Annotated in this window: 1 pseudogene; it reads right to left on the bottom strand. The window is 66.1% G+C overall.

Annotated elements, in window-relative coordinates:
- Positions 1-2: 2 nt before the first annotated feature.
- A pseudogene (locus AC1DTN_RS38420) lies at positions 3-550 on the bottom strand (autotransporter outer membrane beta-barrel domain-containing protein).
- Positions 551-605: the final 55 nt, after the last annotated feature.

Here is a 605-nt window from a genome sequence, read left to right as displayed (position 1 = left end):
GATCAGAACTTCCAGTTCAGACTGGCCCTGATCCCCTGATCGCCGAGGTGGGAGCCGAACTGGCCCGCGTAGGAAACGGCGACAGTCAAGTTGCGCAGAAGCTCCTTGTCGATGGCGACTTCAAGCATGGCGACGTTCCTGGCGACAGGCGCCCCGCTGATGGTGAAGGGCTGGCCATCCTGGAAGGACTCCGAGACGGCCGGCGCCTTGTCGCCGAAGGCGTGCCGCCAGCCCAGCATCCCGCGAAGATGGGTGCCGTCGTCCAGTTGGCTGGTGGCGTGCACGCCCAGGGTGGAGAACGTGGCCTGGAGACCGCCGCTCGAACCCTGCAGCGCTGCAGCGCCACCGCGTTCGGCGAAATCAGCGCCGCGAACGTCGAAATAGCTCGTGCCGACAAAGGGTTCCAGCGCGACGCCGCCGAAGTTCATCCGACGCCGCCGAAGACCTGCGTCGTGGTGCTGTCGTACTTTGCCGCGAGGCTGTCCGCGAACCCCGGGAAAGCCACCTGGCGATGGGTCTCGATCTTGTTCCAGGCATGGCTCGCACCCAGTCGCAGTGCGGTGTCGCCCCATTGCCTGCCGCCGTACCCGCCCAGAAGGTAGGTG

It is taken from the genome of Rhizobium sp. 01T444 (genome assembly GCF_056398305.1).
The sequence above is the reverse complement of the archived record's forward strand: the minus strand, read 5'-3'. Positions and strand labels throughout refer to the sequence as shown.